Here is a 2,414-nt window from a genome sequence, read left to right as displayed (position 1 = left end):
GGTTAAATACCCGTTTCCAGTTTGAAAATTCGGGTGAAATGGCTTTGATCTGAAAAACCTGTGAGATAAGCAATTTCTGAAAGCGAATAATCGGTTGTTTCTATGTAGGCAATTGCTTTGTTTATGCGAAGTTTCCTGATGTACTCGCCAAATGAAAGGTCATCAAAGTATTTGGAGAACTCTCTGGATACATATGCGGGATTCACATTTAATTCGTTAGAGATCCCGGTTAAGCTTAAAGCAAGATTCGTATCTATCTGATCCTGAATAATTGTTTTCAGCTCTTTTGCCCATGCCGGTACTTTATCTGTACTGCTTTTTTTAAGGAACTTCTGGTATACTTCTATTAATAGCTGCTCTACGGGGCTTTCTGTATGCTTTACATTTTGGAGGTGTGTGGCCCAGGTGTACAGGGCGTCGTAAATTACTATGCCTGCTTTTAAAAGCTCCTGATCGTCTTTAATGTTGTAAGCCATTCCGGCGGCTATTGCCCATAGGCCGGATGCCTGACTTGCCAGGTTATGGCGGTCGGTATCTGCACCTCTAACAATGGGGGCCATTATGGCGAGGGCAGGGTCATCGAGGTTGTATTTTTTTATAAGCGCATCGAAGGTGCACAGGTCGTTTTTATGTGTAAGCTCCACGCCGGGAACGTCAAAAGGTGTGGCGTTTAACGCTGCAGCTTTTTCTATAACCTGATCAAAAGGCACGTAAAAGAAATGAGCGTCTTTATCAATGAAGTTTTTGATTAGCCATGGGCATGCAATCCTGTCTATTTTTGGTCGCTCTCTTGTGATCCAGTTCATATTGTGCGATAATATAGGTAAAGTTACGCAACATGGATTTGTTTTTAATGCCATTTTAATCTGGGGTTGTTATTCTTGTATCAGGTTAATATCATAAATTTTATAACACATGTTACATAATACATTACTGGCGGCATTGGGCACACAAGAGATCCTGGTTATTTTGGTTGTAGTTCTTTTGCTTTTTGGTGGAAAGAAGATCCCGGAATTGATGAGTGGTTTAGGCAAGGGGATAAGGGAATTTAATAATGGAAAGGATGGGGTTGAGGAAAAGGAGGGGAAGGGTGAGGAGAAAGCAACAAAGTAAGAGAAATGAAAAAAATTGCAGGAATGCTTTAGAGCAAACCGGTGTTCTTTAGACGTTGAATAATTAAGGAGACATCAACCGTATCGTGTTMGTTTTTTAAATAAATGTCGGTAAGATATACAGTCTCACTAATTATTAAAACATGGTTATGATTCTGGCACCGCCAGATTTTCCTTTATTTGTTCCAGAAATTGCTAATCTTATTTATACAAATTTTGACCTAGATCAGTTCCTATAATCGGATTCTCTTCTAATTCTTCAATTAAAGCATTTAGGTCTCTTAAAATTCCTTTATGTTTTTTTTGCTATTTGCTTTAATTCTTTTTTAAAATCGGAGGTTAAAACAATCTCGAATGCCATTATTGATCAAGTTCCGCTTCAATCTCCAATATAGCTGCTTTTGCATCTTGAAGTTTAATCTTTCCCTCCTGATGCAATTTGATTTGCTCGAAGGAACGTGCTAGATTGTTGTAAATGTTCTGTTCGGTCTTATTTAACGGCCGTAGAACTTTTTCTGAATTTGAAGCTACGCTGTAATCTAGTCCTAAAGCCTCTAAAACAGCTTTAACTGCTTTTTCAGATTTTTTGTTGTCAATATTTACTGTTAACGTAGTCATAATTCAAATTTACTAAAAGTTGTTCTTAACAATCACAATCTGAGTTTCGCTTTCTGGAGAAAAGAAGATTTTGGCGTATGTTTTAAATCTGTATCGCTCAATAATAACATTTTTGTATCTGTATCCCTTTATTCTTATTCTATAATTTTGTGGAATAAGTTTAACGTTATGGGAGCAACAGAAATAAAAAAAGAGGATATCAAGCTTCGAGAAGTTTATTTGGAAGATTTGAAATCGGTTATAAACCTTTACCAGATTTGTTTAGCGCTTGTTAAACATGCAAATGGTTCTGGTAAGGTGCTTACTTCTGATTTTGGATTACCCATTGGAATTGCAGAAAAGGGCGGCAAAGTGATCGCTTATTCTCGTGTAAATATTGACAGCAAAGGAAAACCAGTTTTCCAGATCCATAGCAATGAAGCATGTGGAACCGATACAGTTTGCGAAAAGCTGAACCGTTTTTCGGAGAAACGTTTTACGGCGATCTGGGGTGCTGATGCAGCGCAAAGTCTATCATCTAATAAGCCAGTTCAAAATGCCATCAACAGGCTAGTTGATTGGCTTAACCACTGCAATTAAGCTTGTTCGTAAACTTGTTTTACACTTGTTCACCAATCAGTGATTTTGGTAAGTAATCCAGTAATCTGTATACCCATCTATTAGAGAATAGCTTAGACCTTTGTG

General features: G+C 37.6%; 4 protein-coding genes. 2 read left to right on the top strand and 2 right to left on the bottom strand.

What is annotated here, in order from left to right; all coding sequences use genetic code 11:
• Nucleotides 1–2: 2 nt before the first annotated feature.
• Nucleotides 3–806 (bottom strand): chromate resistance protein ChrB domain-containing protein, encoded by an 804-nt coding sequence (locus AC1DG9_RS26090; RefSeq protein ID WP_477635573.1) that lies wholly within the window; start codon nucleotides 804–806, stop codon nucleotides 3–5.
• 109 nt (nucleotides 807–915) lie between these two features.
• Here AC1DG9_RS26090 and tatA point away from each other — a divergent pair, with 109 nt between their 5' ends.
• The gene (gene tatA, locus AC1DG9_RS26085) at nucleotides 916–1,113 is read left to right on the top strand and encodes a twin-arginine translocase TatA/TatE family subunit (RefSeq protein ID WP_172663253.1); all 198 of its coding nucleotides are present in this window, start codon (nucleotides 916–918) and stop codon (nucleotides 1,111–1,113) included.
• Between the two features lie 359 nt (nucleotides 1,114–1,472).
• On the opposite strand, the gene AC1DG9_RS26080 is transcribed toward tatA, so the two are convergent.
• On the bottom strand, nucleotides 1,473–1,730 hold the full coding sequence (locus AC1DG9_RS26080; protein ID WP_288884207.1) for a hypothetical protein: 258 nt from the start codon (nucleotides 1,728–1,730) through the stop codon (nucleotides 1,473–1,475).
• 168 nt (nucleotides 1,731–1,898) lie between these two features.
• Here AC1DG9_RS26080 and AC1DG9_RS26075 point away from each other — a divergent pair, with 168 nt between their 5' ends.
• Entirely contained in the window at nucleotides 1,899–2,309 is a 411-nt protein-coding gene (locus tag AC1DG9_RS26075; protein WP_477635572.1) for a hypothetical protein, read from the top strand.
• Nucleotides 2,310–2,414 lie beyond the last annotated feature (105 nt).

The sequence above is a fragment of the Pedobacter sp. 05L430 genome (assembly GCF_056397585.1).
This window is presented reverse-complemented; position numbering and strand designations above follow the sequence as displayed.

What these genes read in the sequence shown, in the direction of transcription:
- AC1DG9_RS26090 (WP_477635573.1), bottom strand. Translation starts at nt 806, where the DNA reads ATGAACTGGATCACAAGAGAGCGACCAAAAATAGACAGGATTGCATGC.
- tatA (WP_172663253.1), top strand. Translation starts at nt 916, where the DNA reads ATGTTACATAATACATTACTGGCGGCATTGGGCACACAAGAGATCCTG.
- AC1DG9_RS26080 (WP_288884207.1), bottom strand. Translation starts at nt 1,730, where the DNA reads ATGACTACGTTAACAGTAAATATTGACAACAAAAAATCTGAAAAAGCA.
- AC1DG9_RS26075 (WP_477635572.1), top strand. Translation starts at nt 1,899, where the DNA reads ATGGGAGCAACAGAAATAAAAAAAGAGGATATCAAGCTTCGAGAAGTT.